22 protein-coding genes are annotated in these 18,817 nt (G+C 71.1%); 5 read left to right on the top strand and 17 right to left on the bottom strand.

The annotated features are described in order from the left end of the window. Window positions 1-8: 8 nt before the first annotated feature. The 9 genes from IF02_RS0116305 to IF02_RS0116265 are packed head-to-tail and all read right to left on the bottom strand — an operon-like array spanning window position 9 to window position 8,362. Window positions 9-1,838, bottom strand: a complete 1,830-nt coding sequence (locus IF02_RS0116305; RefSeq protein ID WP_030157515.1) for an AGE family epimerase/isomerase — start codon at window positions 1,836-1,838, stop codon at window positions 9-11. Between the two features lies 1 nt (window position 1,839). Then, the gene (locus tag IF02_RS0116300) at window positions 1,840-2,286 is read right to left on the bottom strand and encodes a VOC family protein (RefSeq protein WP_030157514.1); all 447 of its coding nucleotides are present in this window, start codon (window positions 2,284-2,286) and stop codon (window positions 1,840-1,842) included. Further along, window positions 2,286-2,897, bottom strand: a complete 612-nt coding sequence (locus IF02_RS0116295; protein ID WP_030157513.1) for a DJ-1/PfpI family protein — start codon at window positions 2,895-2,897, stop codon at window positions 2,286-2,288. The genes IF02_RS0116300 and IF02_RS0116295 overlap by 1 nt, the downstream gene beginning before the upstream one ends. Further along, window positions 2,890-4,503: a GMC family oxidoreductase gene (locus tag IF02_RS0116290; protein ID WP_030157512.1), complete on the bottom strand. Its 1,614-nt coding sequence runs from the start codon at window positions 4,501-4,503 to the stop codon at window positions 2,890-2,892. The genes IF02_RS0116295 and IF02_RS0116290 overlap by 8 nt, the downstream gene beginning before the upstream one ends. Window positions 4,504-4,516: 13 nt before the next feature. Then, the gene (locus IF02_RS0116285) at window positions 4,517-4,897 is read right to left on the bottom strand and encodes a nuclear transport factor 2 family protein (protein WP_030157511.1); all 381 of its coding nucleotides are present in this window, start codon (window positions 4,895-4,897) and stop codon (window positions 4,517-4,519) included. A gap of 13 nt (window positions 4,898-4,910) precedes the next feature. Beyond that, window positions 4,911-5,366 carry a nuclear transport factor 2 family protein gene (locus tag IF02_RS0116280; RefSeq protein WP_030157510.1) on the bottom strand — a complete coding sequence of 152 codons (456 nt, stop codon included), beginning with the start codon at window positions 5,364-5,366 and terminating at the stop codon, window positions 4,911-4,913. A 47-nt stretch (window positions 5,367-5,413) separates the two neighbouring features. Continuing rightward, complete coding sequence (locus IF02_RS34815) at window positions 5,414-5,845, bottom strand: nuclear transport factor 2 family protein (RefSeq protein WP_030157508.1); 432 nt, start codon at window positions 5,843-5,845, stop codon at window positions 5,414-5,416. A 40-nt stretch (window positions 5,846-5,885) separates the two neighbouring features. Further along, window positions 5,886-7,529, bottom strand: a complete 1,644-nt coding sequence (locus tag IF02_RS0116270) for a thiamine pyrophosphate-binding protein (RefSeq protein ID WP_030157506.1) — start codon at window positions 7,527-7,529, stop codon at window positions 5,886-5,888. Window positions 7,530-7,537: 8 nt separating this feature from the next. Continuing rightward, window positions 7,538-8,362: a type 1 glutamine amidotransferase domain-containing protein gene (locus IF02_RS0116265; RefSeq protein ID WP_030157505.1), complete on the bottom strand. Its 825-nt coding sequence runs from the start codon at window positions 8,360-8,362 to the stop codon at window positions 7,538-7,540. A 267-nt stretch (window positions 8,363-8,629) separates the two neighbouring features. On the opposite strand from IF02_RS0116265, the gene IF02_RS0116260 reads away from it, so the two are divergent. The 5 genes from IF02_RS0116260 to IF02_RS36095 all read left to right on the top strand — a co-directional run bounded on the left by IF02_RS0116260 (window position 8,630) and on the right by IF02_RS36095 (window position 12,097). Then, window positions 8,630-8,902: a UBP-type zinc finger domain-containing protein gene (locus IF02_RS0116260; protein WP_030157503.1), complete on the top strand. Its 273-nt coding sequence runs from the start codon at window positions 8,630-8,632 to the stop codon at window positions 8,900-8,902. Beyond that, entirely contained in the window at window positions 8,899-10,620 is a 1,722-nt protein-coding gene (locus IF02_RS0116255; protein WP_078622118.1) for an FAD-dependent oxidoreductase, read from the top strand. Before IF02_RS0116260 ends, IF02_RS0116255 begins: the two co-directional genes overlap by 4 nt. Before the next feature lie 54 nt (window positions 10,621-10,674). Continuing rightward, window positions 10,675-11,202, top strand: a complete 528-nt coding sequence (locus tag IF02_RS0116250) for a hypothetical protein (protein ID WP_030157500.1) — start codon at window positions 10,675-10,677, stop codon at window positions 11,200-11,202. Between the two features lie 83 nt (window positions 11,203-11,285). Further along, complete coding sequence (locus IF02_RS36100; RefSeq protein ID WP_030157498.1) at window positions 11,286-11,621, top strand: putative quinol monooxygenase; 336 nt, start codon at window positions 11,286-11,288, stop codon at window positions 11,619-11,621. Continuing rightward, on the top strand, window positions 11,618-12,097 hold the full coding sequence (locus IF02_RS36095; protein WP_030157496.1) for a group II truncated hemoglobin: 480 nt from the start codon (window positions 11,618-11,620) through the stop codon (window positions 12,095-12,097). The genes IF02_RS36100 and IF02_RS36095 overlap by 4 nt, the downstream gene beginning before the upstream one ends. Here IF02_RS36095 and IF02_RS0116235 read toward each other — a convergent pair. The 8 genes from IF02_RS0116235 to fmt form a co-directional block, all read right to left on the bottom strand. After that, window positions 12,094-12,501, bottom strand: coding sequence for a barstar family protein (locus IF02_RS0116235; protein ID WP_051696245.1), 408 nt, complete (start codon window positions 12,499-12,501; stop codon window positions 12,094-12,096). The genes IF02_RS36095 and IF02_RS0116235 overlap by 4 nt on opposite strands. Beyond that, the gene (locus IF02_RS0116230; protein ID WP_030157493.1) at window positions 12,498-12,956 is read right to left on the bottom strand and encodes a ribonuclease domain-containing protein; all 459 of its coding nucleotides are present in this window, start codon (window positions 12,954-12,956) and stop codon (window positions 12,498-12,500) included. The genes IF02_RS0116235 and IF02_RS0116230 overlap by 4 nt, the downstream gene beginning before the upstream one ends. Before the next feature lie 70 nt (window positions 12,957-13,026). Beyond that, entirely contained in the window at window positions 13,027-13,248 is a 222-nt protein-coding gene (locus IF02_RS0116225) for a CarD family transcriptional regulator (RefSeq protein WP_030157491.1), read from the bottom strand. A gap of 190 nt (window positions 13,249-13,438) precedes the next feature. Then, window positions 13,439-14,452 (bottom strand): sugar-binding transcriptional regulator, encoded by a 1,014-nt coding sequence (locus IF02_RS0116220; RefSeq protein WP_030157489.1) that lies wholly within the window; start codon window positions 14,450-14,452, stop codon window positions 13,439-13,441. 124 nt (window positions 14,453-14,576) lie between these two features. Then, the gene (gene rpe / locus IF02_RS0116215) at window positions 14,577-15,263 is read right to left on the bottom strand and encodes a ribulose-phosphate 3-epimerase (protein ID WP_030157487.1); all 687 of its coding nucleotides are present in this window, start codon (window positions 15,261-15,263) and stop codon (window positions 14,577-14,579) included. A 102-nt stretch (window positions 15,264-15,365) separates the two neighbouring features. Further along, the gene (locus IF02_RS0116210) at window positions 15,366-16,232 is read right to left on the bottom strand and encodes an alpha/beta fold hydrolase (protein ID WP_030157486.1); all 867 of its coding nucleotides are present in this window, start codon (window positions 16,230-16,232) and stop codon (window positions 15,366-15,368) included. A gap of 13 nt (window positions 16,233-16,245) precedes the next feature. Then, a complete protein-coding gene (locus IF02_RS0116205) occupies window positions 16,246-17,706 on the bottom strand; it encodes an RsmB/NOP family class I SAM-dependent RNA methyltransferase (RefSeq protein WP_030157484.1) in 1,461 nt (486 codons plus the stop codon). Window positions 17,707-17,834: 128 nt separating this feature from the next. Next, the gene (gene fmt, locus IF02_RS0116200) at window positions 17,835-18,779 is read right to left on the bottom strand and encodes a methionyl-tRNA formyltransferase (RefSeq protein ID WP_030157482.1); all 945 of its coding nucleotides are present in this window, start codon (window positions 18,777-18,779) and stop codon (window positions 17,835-17,837) included. Between the last annotated feature and the right edge of the window lie 38 nt (window positions 18,780-18,817).

Here is an 18,817-nt window from a genome sequence, read left to right as displayed (position 1 = left end):
GTTGAGCGCTATGAAGTCACCGGGCGCAGCCGGACCTTGACCTTGACCCGCCCCTGGACGTCCGGCAGCCGGACGGTCAGGCCGTCGGCGTCGAAGTCCCGGTACGGCTTCTCGTCGATCTCGACGGACGCGATCTGCACGGAGCCGGCGGGCAGCAGGTCGGGAGAGACGCGCAGCACGCGGTCGGGCAGGTTGGTCGGGTCGGGCTTGAAGTGGAAGTCCATTTCCCGCTTGTTGATCAGCAGGTTGTTGTAGACGGCGGACAGGTAGCAGAGCTCCGCCGAGTGGTACATGGACATCGAGTGGCTGCCCTTGAGCCGCTCCGTGCCGAGCAGGTACGGCGTACCGCTGGCGAGCACGTTGAAGTAGACGGCTCCCTCGTCGTGGTCGAGGAAGAACGTGTTGTAGAAGGCCTCCGCCTGCCGGGCCTCGCGCAGGAAGGCGTCGCCGCCGACCGTGCCGTTCAGGATGAGGTAGGCGAGGATCGCCTGCTCCTGCTGCCACCAGGCCTTGCGGTCGTGCCAGGCGAAACGATACGTCTCCTGGCCGTCCTTGCTGACGGACTTGACCCGCTCGACGACGTCGTACCAGCCGCCGCGCTGCACGTCGCTGCCGACCGCCGGCATGATCTCGCCGATCTTCTTGGCGAGGTCCTCGTACGCCGGCTTGGCCTTCAGCGAGTTCATCCGCATCAGGTTCCAGGCGATCTTCAGGTTGTGCCCGACGACCGCGCGGTTCTGCTGCCAGCTGTGGGCGGTGTCGTGCGACCAGTCGCGGAAGAAGCGCTCCTGGACGAAGGGGCTGTTCTTGTAGTCCGGGAACTTGTCCGCGATGGTGTCGAAGGTGTACTCGAGGAAGTCGGCGTACTTCTGGTCGCCCGTCGCCAGGTAGAGGTTGATCAGGTACGCGGGCGCGTGGTCGCCGACCGAGTTCCAGTTCTTGCGCTCGGCGTTCTCGCCGAGGGACTCGTGGTCCGCGCTGAACAGGATCGGGTCGATGTGCGAGTAGTAGCCGCCCTGCTCCGGGTCGAAGAAGAACTTGTCGAACAGCCGGATGGTGGCGTCCGCGTCGTTCTTGATCCGGATGTCACCGGTGACCCGGTAGGTCTGGATGGGGCCGGCCAGCGCGTAGATCTGCTCGTACATCGGGATCGCGTCGTAGTCGTCGGAGAACTCCGAGGTGAACAGCTTGCGCTCGCTGTCCCCGTCGACGCTGATGCCGTGGTACCAGAAGACCACGTCCTCCTCGCTGTCCACGACCCGCATGTGCTTGCGCAGGTACTCGGTGCCGCGCTCGGCGACCTCCAGGTACTCGTCCTTGCCGGTCAGCAGGTAGGCCGAGGCCATGCCGTAGACCAGGCGGGAGATCGTGTCGGTCTCCTGGACGTGGCTGGCGGTCTTGTCGCCGCCGAGCCGGATCTCGGTGCGGTACTCGGTGAAGTCCACCGGCCCGTCGCCGAACTGCGCCCGCTTGTAGAAGTCGGCCAGCGACTCGATCTGCTTGACCCACCAGCTGGGCTCCTCGAACCGGTAGTCCTCGGCGCCGCGGCCCAGGAACACCAGGCGCTTGGCGTCGAAACGCCCGCCGCGCTCCGGGTAGTGGACGCCGTAGACGAAGAGGAACCGGCCCGGGGAGAGCATCTCGTCGATGTGCCCGGAGGCGTCGATGTACGGCTCGTCCAGGTTGCGGACCAGCTCGGCGCTCGGGTCCCCGGCCAGGGAGACGTCGAACTCGCGCCCGTCCGAGGTCTTCAGCCGCAGCACGCGGGACTCGGAGTCGAAGCGGCCGACGTAGCCCGCGATGGTGTCGGAGAAGGAGAAGCTCACGGCGTCCGCCATGTCATGCACCGTCCTTGTCGTGTGAGCGGTCGTCCTCGAATCCCTGGCTGACCTCGACGATCACCCCGTCGGGATCGCGGACCCACACGGTCCGCCAGCCGCAGATGAAGTCGTCGAAGTCCAGCGGCCCCAGGGTCACTTCGGCCGCGTCGCCCAGCTCGGCCAGGAACGCGTCCACGCTGTCGGTCTGGAAGGCCAGGTGGCGCATCCGGCCCGGGGCCTGCGGACCGTCGTCCTGCGCCGGGCGGGCCGCGGGGGTGCCGGCCGCGAAGAGCTCCAGGTACGCGTCCCCCTTGCGCAGGAACACGATCCGCGCCTCCCCGAGGTCGACCACCCGGGCCCGGGTGAAGCCGAAGTACCGGGTGTAGAACTCCTCGGTCGTCTTCTGGTCCGTGCAGTTCAGGCCCACGTGCGACCAGACCATCTCGCGCTCCGCGGGTCCGGGCATCAGGCGCTCCCCCGGCCCCGCCCCGCCGCGATCAGCTCGATGATCCGGCGGGCGAAGAGGTGGTGGTGGGCGCCGGTGCGGCCGGTGACCAGGTCGCCGTCGACCACCACGTCCTCGTTCACGTACTCGGCGCCCATGTTCCGGACGTCGCCGATGAGGTTGTTGTGGCAGACCACCTTGCGGCCCCGGATCTTGTCCGGGATCGAGGCGGCCAGCCACATGCCGTGGCAGATGATCCCCTTGAGGACGGTCGGCTCCTCGAAGGCCCGGCGCAGCAGCTCCGTGGCCGGGGCCAGCACGTCCACGTCCTCGGTGTAGCGCAGCCGGTCGGCCACCATGCCCGAGGGCACGATGATCGCCGCGTACCGGCGCAGCTCTTCGTCGCTCAGCCCCTCCAGGGACTTGTCGGCGGTGAACGGCGCCCGGTACTCGTGCCCGGAGAAGGTGATGGAGTCGTTGCCCCACAGCCGGGTCAGGAAGTCGACCTCGGCGCCCTCCTCGGCGAACCGGCGGCCGTAGTAGAAGATCTCCGGCTCGTAGAAGTCGCTCTCGACCAGGACCGCGATCCGGGTCCCGCTCAGCGCACCCTCGCGCAGTACGGCGTCAGGCACGGGAGGTCCCCCTCAGGAAGTCCGCCGCGCGTTCGGCGATCATCGCGATGGCGGTGTGGCAGTTGCCCGACGGGACGGCGGGCATCACGCTGGCGTCGACGACGCGCAGGTTGCGTACGCCGTGCACCCGCAGCTCGGGGTCGACGACGGAGAGGTCGTCGATGCCCATGCGGCAGGAGCCGGCCTGGTGGTGGTAGCTCTCCGACTTCTGCTTCGCGAAGGTCCGCAGGTCCTCGTCGGAGACGAAGCCGGGACCGGGCTGGAGTTCCTGCTTGTACCAGGGCGAGAAGGCCGAGGTCGCGAAGATCTCCCGGGCCAGCTTGATGCCCTGCACCATCCGCTCCAGGTCCCACCGGTCGCCCAGGTAGTTCGGGTTGATCAGCGGGTGGGCCAGCGGATCGGCGCTCGCGAGCCGGATCCAGCCGCGCGAGACGGGGCGTACGACACCGGGAAGGATGCTCACCGTGTCCGGGTGGTCCTTGCCGACGATCACGTCGAACGGCACGTGGACGAAGGCGATCTGCAGGTCGGGCGCGGGCAGGCCGGGCCGGGACGAGAGGAACAGAGCGCTCTCCGACAGGTTCTGCGCCGGGGGCGGGAGTTCCTGGGTGACCTCGGCCATCAGCCCGGTCAGGACGTGGTTGTGGAAGTTCTCGCCGACCCCGGGCAGCGCCGCGACCGTCTCGATGCCGTGCTCGCGCAGCTGCCCGGGGTCGCCGATGCCGGAGAGCAGCAGCAGCTTCGGGGACTCGATCGCCCCGGCGGCCACGATCACCTCGCGGCGGGCCCGTACGGAGTGCGGTCCGGGCGCGGCGGCCGTGCTGTGCGCATCGCGCACGGTCCGGCCGGGGAAATCGGCGGGCGGTGCGAGCTGCGTGTACTCGACTCCCGTGCAGGTGTCGCCGTCGAAGAGCAGACGCGTGCTCTGGGCGCTGGTGCGCAGCGTCAGGTTGGAACGGTCCAGCGCCGGCTCCAGGTAGGCGGCGAGGGTGCCCTGGCGGCGCCCGTCGGCCACGTCGATGTGGTGCCAGCCGGTGCCGAAGAGCCCGCGCCGGGGCCCGTCGGTGTTGAAGTCGGCGATCTCCTGGTGGCCGAGCTCGACGGCCGCGTCGATGAAGGCGCGGGAGACCGGGTTGGGGCCGTGCTGCCCGGCGTTGGTGATGCGCTGCGGGCCGCGGGTGCCGGTGGTGGGCGCGGTGGCGTCCTCCTGGCCCTCCAGGAGGGCGAAGTACGGCAGGACGTCCTCGTACCCCCAGCCGGCGGCGCCCTGGTAGGTCCAGTTGTCGAAGTCCGAGGCGTGGCCCCGGATGTGCATCATGATGTACAGGTTGCTGCTGCCGCCGGGGGCCTTGCCGCGCGGTTCGTACGTACGCCGGCCGTCGAGCCCGGGCTGCGGGACGCTGGTGTAGCCCCAGTCGACGGGCCCGCCGAGCAGCTTGTACCAGGAGGACGGGTCGTCCACCTCGGGCGGGATCCGGTTGCCGCCCGCCTCCAGGACCAGGACGGAGACGTCCGGGTCCTCGGAGAGCCGGTTCGCGAGGACGCTGCCCGCGGTGCCGGATCCCACGATGACGTAGTCGTACTCTTCTCTCTCGGCGATCGCCACGAGTCGGCCTCCCTCAGCCCTGGTTCAGCACCTGGAAGGGGACGGTGTCGTGGTAGTTCGCCATGTAGGCGATCTTTCCGTCCACGATCCGGAAGAAGTTCATGACCTCGGCCTCGATCGCCTCGCCGGAGGCGCTGACGGCGCTGAGGTGGGAGACGGCCGCGGCCTTCTCCCCGTCGACGAGGAAGTGCACGGGCTCGTTCCGGAAGACGCGGTACATCGTCCCCATGCCCTTCATCATCGAGCGCAGGAGCTCCAGGCCCTCGATGTGTCCGGCGAGCTGCTCGTCCATGACCTGGTCGTCGGCGAACAGGTCGCACCAGCGGTCCCAGTCCCCCGCGTTGGCGTACTCGTAGTACTTCTCAAGGATCTGTCGTGCGTCCACAGCGCTCATCGCGCTCCTCCCCCTATCGGTCCCGGCGGGTTCCGTCGGGCGCGAACGGCGCCCAGAACTGGCTGAAGGCGGTCGCCGAGTCCCCGAAGAGCCCGTCGCGGCCCTCGATGATCCGGCCGTCCCGCCACCGCATGAAGTGGAAGACGGGGTAGTCCATGCGCTCGTACGGGGACTGGCTCGCCCGGTCCGCGCCGTCGCGCACGGCGACGTTGCGGCAGACGTCGGCGCTGCAGTCCTCGCCGACGAGGACCGCCTGGATGTCCATCCGGAAGGTGCCGCCGGTGAGCTTGTGGGTCTGCCCCATCAGCTCCAGGAAGGCGTCCAGGCTCTCGTACCAGCCGGCCAGCGGGTGGCTGCCCGGCACCAGCCAGCGCAGGTCCTCGGAGTAGTACTCGAGGATGCGGGCCCGGTCGCCGGAGCCGAGGGCGGCGTACGCCGCCTCGACCCGCTCCCGTGTCACTTCGGTCATCGTCGCTTCTCCTTCGCCTTCGCCTGCGTCCGCGTCCGCGCCCGCGCTCAGAGCGAGCCGGAACCGGGCATCGGGGCCAGGTCGTTGACGGTGTACTGCTTGATCAGCGGTCCGTCGGGACCGGCCACCACCGTCCAGGTCTGGTCGGCGTCGAAGCCGAGCCACTCGCTGCGGGCGGCCGGCGGGTCCCAGATCTTGGCCTGCCAGTTGACCAGGACCCGGACGATGGCCCGGTCGCCCTCGATGACGGGCTCCACCTTCGTGACGGTGTGGACCTCGTCGAAGAAGCGGTGGGTGACCGCCTCGTACCAGCGGCCGAAGCCCTGGTGTCCGAGGAAGGTGTCCTCGGGGACCTTGAACTCCAGGTCCCCCGTGATGAGGGGGAGCACCTGGTCCAGCGGAAGGTGCTGGTCCAGGGCCACGTACCAGTTCTCCGCGAAGGTGCGGATCGCGTCCTCGGTCAGCCGCTCGGCGGGCATGCGGTCTCCTCCTGTCCGTGGTGGTGTGTGCTGTGCGGTGTCAGATCTGTACGTCGACCAGGAACGGTCCGGGGTGGTCGAGCATCCGGGCCACGGCGGCGACCGCCTCGTCCGGCTTCTCCACCCGCATCCCCTCGGCGCCGAGCGCCCGCGCCAGCCCGGCGAAGTCGATCTCGGGGTGGGAGAGGTCGAAGGAGCCGGGGAACCCGTGCTCCGGGATGTCCCGCTCCCGCCAGTACTGGGCGATGTTGTCGTCCAGCAGCCGGTACTTGCGGTTGTTGCAGACCACGAACTTGGCGTCGATGCCGTGCCGGACCGCGGTCCACAGCGCCTGGTACGTGTACATCGACCCTCCGTCGCCCGCGAAGCCGACGACCAGGCGGTCGGGACGGGCCAGCTTGGCGCCGACCGCCCCCGGGAAGCCCACCCCGAGCGAACCGCCCCGGGTGAGGTGGTAGTCGCCGGGGCGCTCCGCCGGCAGGTACCGGGTGACCAGCGGCGAGGTGGTCAGCGCCTCGTCGAAGACGATCAGGTCCCCGCCGGTGCGCTCGGCCAGGGTCCGCAGGAAGACGGCCATCGGCGTGCCGTCCTGCTCGGTGTCCCCGCTCCTGGCGGACAGCGCGCGCTCCCGGGTGCGGGCGTCGAGCCGGGCGGCCGCGGCCGCCCGCCTCTGCGGGCTCAGCCGGCGCTCCAGTACGCCTGCCAGCGCGCGCAGGGCCTGTTTCGGGTCGGCGGCCAGCCCCAGGTCCACCGGGTGGTTCTTGGCGATCTCGTACGCGTTCAGGTCGATGTGGACGACCTTGGCGCCGGCCCGGAAGGGGTTCTCCAGCTCGGGGAACACCTCCGGGAAGACGTAGGTGCCGACGATCAGCACCCCGTCCGCGCCGGCGACGAGCTCCTTGCTGTGCGGGCCGAACATGTGGCCGGTCTGGCCGCGGCGCAGCGGGTGCGAGGCCGCGATGTTCACCTCGGAGGAGTCGACCTCGTACACGTCGGCGCCCAGCAGCTCGGCGACGGCGGCGAGTTCGCGCTGGGCCCCGGAGAGCGAGACCCCGTCCCCGACGAGGATCACGGGCCGCTCCGCGGAGGCGAGCAGCTCGGCCGCCCGCCCCACCGAGGCCGGCGAGGGCGCCACGTCCGTGAGCGGCACCGCGGCGGGCAGGACGGGCTCGGAGTTCAGCTCGTCCAGCACGTCCATCGGCAGCGCCACGAAGACCGGGCCGCGCGGCGGGGTCAGGGCGATCTTGACCGCCCGCCGGATGGTGCGCAGTACGGAGTGGCGGTCGGTGACCCGGGTCGCGTACTTCGTCACCGGCTTCGCCATCGCCACCAGGTCGGACGCCATCTGCGCGTCCATGGCGTCGTAGCGGACCCCGGCGTCGCCGGCGACCACGACGAGCGGGGTGTGGCCGCGCAACGACTGGTAGAGCATCCCGATGCCGTTGCCCAGCCCCACCCCGGAGTGCAGCTGGAGCAGGGCGGCGCCGCCGGTGGCCCGGGCGTAGCCGTCGGCGATGCCGGCGGCCACGGTCTCCTGGAGGGCGAGGACGTAGTGGAAGTCCTCCGCCGCGTCCACCGCGTCGAGGAATCCCTGTTCCACCGTCCCCGGATTTCCGAACATCACATTCAGGCCGTCGGCCTTGAACTGCTCGATCAGCCTTTCCCGTCCGGGAGTGGCTTCCATGATTCCCCCTACCACCCGTAACGGGTGAGACCGTCCTCCAGGACTTCCACGATCTTCTGCCCCGTCAGATATGAATCAGGGGTGGAACGGCCGGTCACGAACGGGTAGTCGACGATCACCGAAAGCGGGTGGCCGAAATTCCCGTGATACGCGCCGCGCGGCCCGGTGGCATCGCGCAGGATGTACTCCAGCGGGTACGGCGGCGGGCCCATGTTGAAGTCGGTGCCGAGGAATCCGGTGCCGTCCTTGTAGTCGTACTCCTTGCAGTGGCCCGTCACGTGCTTGCCCCAGATGATGCTCTTGCGGTCGCCCCAGTCGCGGGCGAAGGCCAGGCAGGCCACGCCGTAGCACTCGGCGGCCACGACCTTGCCGGCGTTCTTGAAGGCCAGGATCAGCGCGTGGACGCGCTCGTTGTTGGCGAGGTCGACGATGGGGCCGCTGCCGCCGACGATGAGGAGCGCGTCGTAGCCGGCGATGTCGGCCTCCAGCTTCTCCAGATCGCGGTGGTACTGCTCCAGCTTGCGCAGGTAGCCCTCGTCGCTCGTGTACGGGCGCTCGGGCGCCCACGCCTCGATGTCGAGCGGCGTGTCCAGCCGGCTCGACTGCTCGAACTCCCGCCCCAGCCGGGCGTTCTCCTCGGTGGTGACCGAGCGTCCCAGTGGAGGGTCGATGAAGTTCGCGTCGAGGCTCGGCGGAAGAGCGTGCGGACGCTTTCCGGTCGGCGTGGCGAATACGACTTCGTAGCCCTGCTCGTCGAACTTCGAAACGGGGCCTATCAGTTCTTCGGCCCAGTAACCGTGTTCGGAGACAATGACCAGAATCTTTCTGCTCACGGATTCCTCCAGGCGCCGCCTGTTGTCGTTGGCCTGACCCACACTGCTTGCGCCCGAGGGCTGCGTCAAAGTGCCCGTATGCGACTTCATGAGGTGGGAGGGCAGGTCGCAGGGGCACCTCAGGTAGTCGCTTCCGGACGTCATGAAGTAGCCGCAGGACTTCATGACCTCGGCCGAATCGCTGAACCATTACGGGGGCACCGCCCTATGGTCTGGACGCGCCGTGAATCAGGGGTGCGCGATGGATCGAGGAGAGGGACGGGGACGATGACGACGGACCTGTTGTGCACACACATCGATCAGATGCGTCCGGTGGAACCAGGCACCGAGGGCTGCGAGGAGTGCCTCGCCCTCGGCGACAGCTGGGTGCACCTGAGGATGTGCCTCAGCTGCGGGCACGTCGGATGCTGCGACTCCTCCAAGAACCGCCACGCCACCAGGCACTACCGCACCAGCGAGCACCCCATCGCCGCCTCGCACGAGCCCGGCGAGGCCTGGGCCTGGTGCTACGCCGACAAGCTGATGCTGGACGCGGCGTGAGCGCGGCCCCGGAGAGCGCCACCGCCCCCGCCACGGCGGCCGCGGCCGAGCGCGCCGAGAGCAGGAAGCCCGTCATCCTGGCCGTGGACGACGATCCGCAGGTGCTGCGCGCCGTCCGCCGCGACCTGCGCAGCGCGTACGGCGACCGCTACCGGGTGCTCGGCGCCTCCTCCGCCGCCGACGCCCTCAAGATCCTGGACTCCCTCGACGAGCGCGGCCACGACCCGGCGCTGTTCCTCGTGGACCAGCGGATGCCCGACGTGACCGGCGTCGAGTTCCTCCTGGAGGCCGTCAGCCGCTTCCCGGACGCCCGCCGCGTGCTGCTCACGGCGTACGCGGAGACGGACGCGGCGATCACCGCCATCAACCGGGTGCGGCTCGACTACTACCTGCTCAAGCCGTGGGACCCGCCGCACGAGCGGCTCTTCCCGGTCCTGGACGACCTGCTCTCCGACTGGCTGGCCACCTACCGCCCCGCGTACGACGGCATCATCGTCGCCGGACACCTCGTCTCCCCCGGCACGCACGCCGTCCGGGACTTCTTCACCCGCAACGGCCAGCCGTTCCGCTTCCTGAACGTGGAGCGGGATCCCGAGGCGCTGACCCTGATCGCCGCCCAGCCCGACGCGGCGCTGCCCCTCGTACGGTTCCCGGATGGGGCAGTGCTCTCCGCGCCGTCCGACACCGAGCTCGCCCAGCGCCTCGGGCTGGCCACCACCGCCTCGCGCCCGCACTACGAGTGCGTCATCGTCGGCGCGGGCCCCGCGGGTCTGGCGGCCGGGGTCTACGCGGCCTCGGAGGGCCTCTCGACGCTGATGCTGGACTCCCGCGCCCCGGGCGGCCAGGCCGGCACCTCCAGCCTGATCGAGAACTACCTGGGCTTCCCCTCGGGCCTCTCCGGCGGCGACCTGACCCGCCGGGCCACCATCCAGGCCTCCCGCTTCGGCGCCGAGATCCTGCACCCGGTGGAGGTGGTCTCGCTGACCCGGGACGACCCGGCGAAGATCCTGACCCTGGCCGACGGCACGGAGATCAGCGCCGAAACGGTGCTGCTGGCCACCGGCGTCTCGTACAACCGCCTTCAGGCCCCCGGCGCGGACCGCTTCGAGGGCGCGGGGCTCTACTACGGCGCGGCGACGACGGAGAGCTCGGCGTGCATCTCGCAGCACGTGTTCATCGTGGGCGGTGCGAACTCGGCCGGCCAGGCGGCGGTGCACTTCGCCAAGTACGCGGCCAAGGTGACCATCCTGGTCCGCGCCGAATCCCTGGACGCGAGCATGTCCCGCTACCTGATCGACGAGATCGACCGCACCCCGAACATCGAGGTCAAGGTCCGTACGACGGTGGTCCGGCTGGACGGCGACGAACACCTGGAGCAGCTGACCCTCCACGACGCGACGACGGGCGCGGACACGCAGGTCCCGGCCCGGTTCATGTTCACCTTCATCGGCGCCCGCCCGCACACGGACTGGCTGTCGGGCGTGGTCGAGCGCGACGAGTACGGCTTCGTGCTCACCGGGTCCGACCTGATCGCGAACGGCGGGGAGCTCCCGGCGGAGTGGAGCCTGGAGCGCGCCCCGTACCCGCTGGAGACGAGCGTCCCCGGTGTCTTCGCGGCCGGCGACGTACGGGCCCACTCGGTCAAGCGCGTGGCCTCGGGCGTGGGCGAGGGGGCGATGGCGGTCTCGCTGATCCACCGGTACCGGTCGATGGGCTGAGAGCGAACACGAATCGCTTGCGATCAAGCGGGCGCCGGATGCAACGTTGATTACATGATTACAGCCGAGCAGAGCGAGCAGCTTCGCACGTGGTTCGCGGACCGCCTTCCGGTGGACGTGTACGAGTCCCTGGTCGACGTGGCGGTCGACCGCGAGGAGATCACGGTCGTCGGCACCATCCCGGCGACCGAGTCCGTCAAGGAGTTCCGCGAGCGCACCCGGGAACAGCGCATCGAGGTCGCGCGGGAGGCGGAGGAGCTCTACCGCCGCAAGGTCGCCTGGGCCGTCCAGTCCGGCGACGACCGCGTCCTGTTCACGCACCTGGCGGTCCCGGTGATGACGCGCCTGCGCCAGCCGGAGCGCAAGGTCCTCGACACCCTGGTGGCGGGCGGCGTCGCCCGCAGCCGGGCCGACGCCCTCGCCTGGTGCGTCCGCCTCGTCGGCCGCAACACGGACGAGTGGCTGACCGAGCTCCGCGACTCGCTGGCCAAGGTCCAGCAGGTCCGCGCGGCCGGCCCCGACGTCGCGGACGCCTCCGACGCCTCCGAGGCCGCGGACTCCAAGAAGTCTGAGTCGGAATGACGAAAGTCCTCCCCACCGGGGCATGATCGCGCAAGTCTGACAGCGAGCCGACCGGCACCCGATCACAGGGAGAGGCACGCCCCATGACCACCACCGTCGAATACATCCGCTACCGGATCGCATTGGACGACCAGCAGGCCTTCGAGGACTCGTACCGGCAGGCCGCGGAGGCCCTGGCCGCGTCACCCGAGTGCATCGACTACGAGCTGGCCCGCTGCGAGGAGGAGAACGACCGGGAGCGCTACATCCTCCGCATCCGCTGGACGTCGGTCGACGCCCACCTCAACGGATTCCGCAAGGGCGAGCACTTCCCGGCGTTCTTCAGCGCGATCCGCCCGTACGTGAAGGCCATCGAGGAGATGCAGCACTACCGCGTCACCGACGTGGCCGGCCCCGGAAAGGCCGCACCCCAGTCATGAGCACCACACCCGGCACCACTCCCACCATCTACGAGTGGATGGGCGGGGCGGAGGCGATGAACCGCCTCACCGACGCCTTCTACGCACACGCCCTGCAGGACGAGATCCTGGCCCCGGTCTTCGCGGGCATGGACTCGGAGCACCCCCAGCACGTCGCCGTCTGGCTGTCGGAGGTCTTCGGCGGCCCGGCGGAGTACACGGCCCACCACGGCGGCCACCAGCACATGGCCACCAAGCACCTGGGCCGCGGCATCACCGAGACGCAGCGCCGCCGCTGGGTGGACCTGCTGATGGACACGGCGGACGAGGTCGGCCTCCCGGCGGACCCCGAATTCCGCGCGGTGTTCGCGTACTACATCGAGTGGGGCACCCGCATGGCCCTGATCTACTCGGGCCCCAACCCCCCGCCGGTGGACGCGGCCAAGATCCCGATCTGGTCCTGGGGCCAAACGCCCCCGTGGATCCCGAAGAGCTAGACCCCTCCGGGGGCGGGGGCTTCGTCCCCGCCCCCGCCGTCGGCGAGCAGCACGGTCAACTCGCCCGCGGCGCCCTCGGCGCCCTCGCGCCAGAAGTCGACGGCCTGTTCCAGGATCTCCTGCAAGGTCTCCCAGTCCCCCGGCCGCAGCTGCGCGTACGGCCGCCAGGACGTCACCACCACCAGCCGCCCCGGCGCCCGCGGCAGCCACGACAGGTCGATCAGCGCATCGGCCAGCGCGTCCCAGTTCCCGCCGAACCAGGACGGCACCCGGAGCTCCGCTCCCCACCGCCGCATCAGTTCGGCCTTGCTGCGCACGCCGGCCAGGTCCACCCGGAGCGTCGTCCAGCCCGCTTCCTCGGCGGCGGCCAGCGCCGGCCCGAGCGGCCGCGGATCCAGGGTCATCGCAGGACCGCCTTGAAGGTGTCGTAGTGGTCGTCCGTGTAGTAGAACTCCCCACCCCCACCGGTCACGATCCGCCGCGCCCCGCGGTCGCGCTCCCCCGGCGTCTTCACGGTGAACTCGTGGTAGTAGCCGCGCTTCTGCTTCGGCAGGACCTTCTCGAAGTTCCCGAACACGGTGCCGTCCTGCCGGTACGGATACGGCCCGCCCTTGTCGATGAGCAGGAGCACGTCCCGCGCCTGTGCCGGCAGCGCGTCCGCCCGTACGGTCGCCATCCCCTTGGCCCATCCGGGCGGCGAGGAAACGGCGGGACCCGGTACGGAAGCCGGCGCCGAGGCGGCGGCGGACGGCGCGGCCTTCTCCCCACCACACCCCGCCACGCCGACCAGCGCAGCGCACAGGAACACCGTCCCCACGACCAGACGCAGCAACGACCGGGGCACGTCCCTGAAGATCATGCACCGATCGTGCCAAATATCCGATTCGCTCGCGAATCGCGCGGCGACGGCAACCGCGGCGGCGACAGCCTCAGAGCGCGGACATCTTGGTGTAAGGACTCAGAATTCTCTTCTGGACCGACCCGAAGTCGACCAGGACAGCGATCCCCTCCTCGATACCGACGACACGGCCGAGGCCGTGCTCATCGTGAGAGACCCGGTCGCCGACGCTGAACTGCCGGAGCGGCGGTTCCACGGGGGCCTTGAACGGGCTGGACGGCAAATGGCGGCGAGGTACTGCTGACTTTGTCATTGAGACCAGTATGCGCCCCACAGCCCCCCGCACGGGCCGCCGTTCGGATCTCAATTGCGGCACCATCCGCCCCGGACCGACCCCAGGGCCCGCCCAGGGCCCGCCCAGGGCCCGCCCAGGGCCCGCGCCGGGCCCGGCAGGGCGGCGGCGCGGGGGTGCCGCACACGATCCGCGAAGGAACCGGGGGGACTCAGTCGTCCGGGTCGGCCCGCTCCAGCGCCGGCCGCAGCCCCGGCTCCGACTCGGTGAGCAGGTAGTCCGCGACCGCCGTGTCGGTGACCAGGCTGGTCACCAGCCCGGACCGCAGCACCGCCCCGATCGCGGACGCCTTGCGCAGCCCGCCCGCGATGGCCACGACCTCGGGAATCCGCCGCAGCCGGTCCGCCTCGACGGTGATGCAGCGCTCGCCGAGGTCCCGCCCGACGCGGCGCCCCTCGGAGTCGAACAGGTGGGCGGACATCTCGGCCGCGACACCGAGCGAGGCGTAGTGCGCCCGCTCCTCGTCGGTGAGCATGTCGTGGACGGTCGAGATGCCCGGCTCCCAGGACCCGATCGAGACCGCGGCGACCGTCACCTTGTCGAAGTACTCGAAGGCCCGGGCGATCCCCGTCTGGCTCCGCAGCGCGGCCGCGGTCGCCGGATCGGGGAGCAGCATCGGCGCGTAGATCGGGTGCGCGTCGCCGCCCGAGACCTGGGCGGCCCGCCGTACGGCCTCCACGGACCCGCGCTCGGCCGTACCGGCGTCGTACACGCCCGTCAGCTGCACCACGGTGCACTGCGGCAGCCGGTGCAGGGAGGCGGCCATGTGGATGGTCGACCGCCCCCACGCCAGGCCCAGTACGTCGCCCTCGTTGACGAGCTCGCCGAGCAGGTCGGCGGCGACCGCGCCCAGGTTCTCCGGGTCCGGCGCGTCCTCGGTCGCGTCGGCCGGGGACTCGACCACCACCGCGTGCCGGAGCCCGTACCGGGCCCGCAGCGCGTCGGACCGCTCCGCGTCGAGCTCGGCCGGCACCCGGATCTCGATCCGTACGAGGTCGCGCTCGAGGGCGGTCTCCAGGACCCGGGCCACCTTGAAGCGGCTCACGCCGAACTCCTCGGCGATCTGGATCTTGGACTTGCCCTCCAGGTAGAAGCGGCGCGCCATGGCCGCCGCCTGCACCAGCTCCGCGGGTCCCATCCGCAGGGCTGACCGTCCCGCCGACATTGCAGACACCGCGTTCTCCTCACTGCTGTTCACACTCTCGACTCGCCGTTCATCCTGTCAGATCCGGCGGCCGTTGATCAGCCTGGACAGCTCCCGTTCACCGAGCTGTTCACCAACTCTCGTTTCAGTGGTCGCAAGCCCAGGGCGCCGCGGCGATCGCGACGTCCGCCTGCTCGCGCAGCGTACGGACGGCCGCGGCCGGGTCGACCGCCCCGTAGACCGCGCTTCCCGCGACGAACACGTCGGCGCCGGCCTCCGCACACCGCTCGATCGTCGTGGCCGAGACCCCGCCGTCGACCTGGAGCCACAGCTCCAGACCGTGCTTGGCGATGAGCTCCCGGGTACGGCGGATCTTGGGGAGCATGATGTCGAGAAAGGGCTGGCCGCCGAAGCCGGGCTCGACCGTCATGATCAGCAGCATGTCGAGCTCGGGGAGGATGTCCTCGTACTGCTCGATCGGCGTGGCGGGCTTGAGCGCCATGGACGCCCGCGCCCCCTTGGCCCGGATCTCCCGCGCGAGCCGCACGGGCGCTGCGGCGGCCTCGGCGTGGAAGGTGACCGATCCGGCGCCGGCCTCGACGTACTGCGGGGCCCAGCGGTCCGGGTTCTCGATCATGAGGTGCAGGTCCAGCGGGATGTCCGTGGCGCGGCTCAGGGATTCCACGACGGGCACACCGAGGGTGAGGTTCGGGACGAAATGGTTGTCCATGACATCGACATGCAGCCAGTCGGCCCCCTCGACGGCCTTCGCCTCCTCGGCGAGTCGGGCGAAGTCGGCGGACAGGATGCTGGGATAAATCTGAGCGGCCATGCCCCAAGCCTGCCATGCCGTGGCGCGGTTCCGGCCACGACCCCGGAACTGAGGGCGGACGTAGCGACCCTTAACCAATGCCGAGGAACAATCAACACATTCTTATAGATCACCGCCGGCATGATCCCCGGCGGTGTGCCGGAGGACGGCGGGGACGATCACCGCCCAGTCGGCCCGCTCGACCCCGTGTCCGGCGTCCTCCAGGACCAACAGCCTTCCCCCGGGGATCTGCTGCGCGAGTGCCTCGCCGTGCGACAGCGGGAACATCGGATCGGCGGTCCCGTGGATCACCAGCACGGGCACGGCGATCGAGGACAGGGACGCGGAGGGGAGCTCGCCCTCCGGGAGCGCGTCGTGATTGCGGAGCGCGGCGAAATCGTGCGCGCGCTCGACGTCGCGGCGGACGAGGCCGCGGGCGGCGGCCTCGTCGAACGGACGCCGACCTCCCGCGAGCACGCGCGCACAGGCCACCTGGTACTCGACCACCGAGTCGGCGTCCGACCAGTCGACGCGCACGGCCGAGACGAAGCGCATGAACTCCGCGGTGGGCGGCGCAGGCGCGCGGTCACCGCCGGGGACGGCCGAGGACGTGCTGATCAGGACGAGGGACAGGACGCGGTCGGCGTGGTCGAGCGCGAGCCGCTGCGCGAGCGCCCCTCCGGCGGAGACGCCCACGACGTGCGCGGCCGGGATGCCGTACGCATCGAGCACCCGGGCGGCGTCGCCGACCAGGTCCGCGCCCGTGTACCCGGGACGGCCCGGCTCGTACGTGACGGACCGGCCGGTGTCGCGGTGGTCGTACCGGACCACGAAGCGCCCGCCCCCGGCGAGCATCCGGCAGAACCCTTCGTCCCACCAGAGCATCGAAGCCCCCGTCCCCATGACGAGCAGGACGGGCGGACGGGCCGGATCCCCGAAGGACTCGGTGCACAGTCTGATGCCATCGGCCTCGACCACGCGCTCGCCCACGGTTGCCGCTCCGCTACCCCGTGCGCCGGATCAGTGCCAGGTACATCGCGTCCGTCCCGTGCAGGTGCGGCCACAGCTGTACGTCCGGGCCGTCGCCCAGGGCCGGGACGCCCGCCATGTACGGCCTGGCGTCGATCAGTTCGGCGTCCACCGGCGAGGCGCCCGCGCCGCGGCCGCGCAGGACGTCGTCCACGACGACCCGGGTCTCGGCCAGGTGCGGCGAGCACGTCGCGTAGCCCACGACCCCGCCCACCCGGACCGCCGACAGCGCCTCCCGCAGCAGTGCGCGCTGGAGCGGGGCGAAGCCCTCCAGGTCCTCCGGGCGCCGCCGCCACCGGGCCTCCGGGCGGCGGCGCAGCGCGCCCAGCCCGGAGCAGGGGACGTCCATCAGGACCCGGTCGAAGGAGCCCGGCCGCCACGGCGGCCGGGTGCCGTCCGCCGCGATGACCTGGTACGGGCCGGGATTGCCGGCCAGGGCGCGCTCCACGAGCCGCGCCCGGTGCGGCTGCTTCTCGGAGGCCAGCAGGAACGCCCCGCGCTGCGCCGCCAGGGCGCCCAGCAGGGCCGCCTTGCCGCCGGGTCCCGCGCAGCCGTCCAGCCAGCGCTCGTCGCGCCCCTCGACCGGCGCGGCCGCGAGCGCCATCGCCACCAGCTGGCTGCCCTCGTCCTGAACGCCGGCGCGCCCCTCGCGGACCGCCTCCAGCGCGCCCGGCTCGCCTCCCTCGGCCATGCGCACGGCATACGGCGACCAGCGCCCCGGCAGCGCCGAGTCCTCGCCGACCGCCGCCAGCAGCTCCTCGGTCGTGGACCGCCCGGGCCGCGCCACCAGGGTGACCTCGGGCCGCTCGTTGTCGGCTTCGAGGAGGTCCTCGATACCGGCCCGGCCGCCGCCGAGGGCGTCCCACAAGGCGCTGACGACCCACCTCGGGTGCGAGTGGTACACCGCGAGGTGCTCCTCGGCGTCCTCCTCGTACGGCGGGGCCACCAGCTCCAGCCAGCCGTCCAGGTCGTGCGCGGCGATCTTGCGCAGCACGGCGTTCACGAACTTGGCGCGCCCGTCCCCGAGCACCACCCGGGCCAGCTCCACGCTGGCCGAGACCGCCGCGTGCGTCGGGATCCGGGTCCCCAGCAGCTGGTGGGCGCCGAGCGAGAGCACGTCCAGCACCGGCGGGTCCACCTCGCGCAGCGGCCGGTCGATGCAGGCCTTGATGACCGCGTCGTACGTGCCCTGCCGGCGCAGCGTCCCGTAGACGAGCTCGGTGGCCAGCGCCGCGTCCCGTACCTCGAAGCCCTCGGTCTGGCGGGCCTTGCGCAGCAGCGGGGGCAGGACGAGGTTCGCGTACGCGTCGCGCTCGTCCACCGCCCGCAGGGCCTCGAAGGCCAGCATCCGGACGGGGTCCTTCTTGGGGCGGCGGTACGGCTTGGCCTGCCGCTGGCCTGCGGCGCTGCGCGGGGGACGGGACTGATCGCTCACGTGAAAGGTGCTCCGGGTTTACGGGGTCTACGAGGTGGTGCCGACGCACGGGGTGCAGGCGTACGTGCTTCCGGCGTACGGGGTGGTGCCGGCGGCGGGCCGGTGTCCGACTCGGACACCGGTACGGATCAGCCTACGTCCGCGGCGCCGACGCGCTCGCCGGGAGCGATCCGCACCCCGCGGGCCCAGTCGGCGCCGCGCATCGGCTTCTTGCCCTGGGGCTGCACCCAGAGCAGCTCCACCGCGTGCGAGCCGGTGCCGACGTACACGTTGTTCTTGGCCGGGGAGAGCTCGCCGGGCGCCAGGTCCGTCCGGTCGGTGACCAGGCCCACGGAGATCAGCTTGAGCCGCTCCCCGCGGAAGACGGTCCACGCGCCGGGCGCGGGCGTGCAGCCGCGCACCACGCGGTCGGCGCGCATCGCCGGGGCGTTCCAGTCGATGCGGGCGTCCTCGACGGTGATCTTGGGCGCGAGCGAGATGCCGTCGGCGGGCTGCCCGACGGCCCGCAGCGTGCCGTCCTCGATGCCGTCCATGGTGGCGGCCAGCAGGCCGGAGCCGGCGAAGGCGAGGCGGGTGAGCAGGTCGCCACTGGTGTCGGTGGGGCGGATCTCCTCGGTCAGGTGCCCGTAGACGGGCCCGGAGTCCAGGCCCTCCTCGATGAGGAAGGTGGAGGCGCCGGTGACCTGGTCCCCCGCCATGATCGAGTGCTGTACGGGCGCGGCCCCGCGCCACGCGGGCAGCAGCGAGAAGTGCAGGTTGACCCAGCCGTGGCGGGGGATCTCGATGGCGCTCTTGGGGATCAGCGCCCCGTACGCGACGACCGGGCAGCAGTCCGGGCCGATCTCGCGCAGCCGGGCCTGGAACTCCGGGTCGCGGGGCCGGGCGGGCTTGAGGATCTCGATGCCGGCCTCTTCGGCGCGCTCGGCGACCGGGCTGGCGACGAGCCGGCGGCCGCGGCCGGCCGGTGCGTCGGGCCGGGTGACGACGGCGGCGACCTCGTGCCGCCCGGAGGCGATGAGGGCGTCCAGGGCGGGCACGGCGACCTCGGGGGTGCCTGCGAAGACGAGCTTCACTGGGGTCCTACCTCGCTATCTCGGCTGTCAGCAGCGCA

It is taken from the genome of Streptomyces sp. NRRL S-244 (genome assembly GCF_000717915.1).
Taxonomy (GTDB): Bacteria; Actinomycetota; Actinomycetes; order Streptomycetales; family Streptomycetaceae; genus Streptomyces.
This window is presented reverse-complemented; position numbering and strand designations above follow the sequence as displayed.

Bases quoted from the DNA above. Each gene is read 5' to 3' on its own strand.
- IF02_RS0116305 (WP_030157515.1), bottom strand. From the start codon at position 1,838: ATGGCGGACGCCGTGAGCTTCTCCTTCTCCGACACCATCGCGGGCTAC.
- IF02_RS0116300 (WP_030157514.1), bottom strand. From the start codon at position 2,286: ATGCCCGGACCCGCGGAGCGCGAGATGGTCTGGTCGCACGTGGGCCTG.
- IF02_RS0116285 (WP_030157511.1), bottom strand. From the start codon at position 4,897: ATGAGCGCTGTGGACGCACGACAGATCCTTGAGAAGTACTACGAGTAC.
- IF02_RS0116280 (WP_030157510.1), bottom strand. From the start codon at position 5,366: ATGACCGAAGTGACACGGGAGCGGGTCGAGGCGGCGTACGCCGCCCTC.
- IF02_RS34815 (WP_030157508.1), bottom strand. From the start codon at position 5,845: ATGCCCGCCGAGCGGCTGACCGAGGACGCGATCCGCACCTTCGCGGAG.
- IF02_RS0116270 (WP_030157506.1), bottom strand. From the start codon at position 7,529: ATGGAAGCCACTCCCGGACGGGAAAGGCTGATCGAGCAGTTCAAGGCC.
- IF02_RS0116260 (WP_030157503.1), top strand. From the start codon at position 8,630: ATGACGACGGACCTGTTGTGCACACACATCGATCAGATGCGTCCGGTG.
- IF02_RS0116250 (WP_030157500.1), top strand. From the start codon at position 10,675: ATGATTACAGCCGAGCAGAGCGAGCAGCTTCGCACGTGGTTCGCGGAC.
- IF02_RS36100 (WP_030157498.1), top strand. From the start codon at position 11,286: ATGACCACCACCGTCGAATACATCCGCTACCGGATCGCATTGGACGAC.
- IF02_RS36095 (WP_030157496.1), top strand. From the start codon at position 11,618: ATGAGCACCACACCCGGCACCACTCCCACCATCTACGAGTGGATGGGC.
- IF02_RS0116235 (WP_051696245.1), bottom strand. From the start codon at position 12,501: ATGACCCTGGATCCGCGGCCGCTCGGGCCGGCGCTGGCCGCCGCCGAG.
- IF02_RS0116230 (WP_030157493.1), bottom strand. From the start codon at position 12,956: ATGATCTTCAGGGACGTGCCCCGGTCGTTGCTGCGTCTGGTCGTGGGG.
- IF02_RS0116225 (WP_030157491.1), bottom strand. From the start codon at position 13,248: ATGACAAAGTCAGCAGTACCTCGCCGCCATTTGCCGTCCAGCCCGTTC.
- IF02_RS0116220 (WP_030157489.1), bottom strand. From the start codon at position 14,452: ATGTCGGCGGGACGGTCAGCCCTGCGGATGGGACCCGCGGAGCTGGTG.
- rpe (WP_030157487.1), bottom strand. From the start codon at position 15,263: ATGGCCGCTCAGATTTATCCCAGCATCCTGTCCGCCGACTTCGCCCGA.